At 44.2% G+C, this 208-nt stretch carries 1 protein-coding gene; it reads left to right on the forward strand.

Features of this window, described 5'->3' with window-relative positions; genetic code table 11:
* Positions 1–208 (forward strand): transposase (locus M3090_RS15805; RefSeq protein WP_249057834.1); only part of this gene is annotated, 208 nt, incomplete at both ends.

The following is a 208-nucleotide window of genomic DNA, read 5'->3' on the forward strand; positions in this document are numbered from 1 at the left end:
CCATGGGATGGTTCTTCGGCTTCAAACTGCATTTGATTATCAATGACAAAGGGGAAATCCTTAACTTTATGTTTACACCCGGAAATGTGGATGACCGTGAGCCGTTGAAACAAACCAGGTTCTTGAAAAATATAAAGGGCAAGCTCTGTGCGGACAAAGGGTACATCGGTCAGGCACTATTTGAGAATCTTTTCACGGGCGGCATACA

Source organism: Bacteroides sp. ET71 (genome assembly GCF_023336905.1).
Classification (GTDB): domain Bacteria; phylum Bacteroidota; class Bacteroidia; order Bacteroidales; family Bacteroidaceae; genus Bacteroides.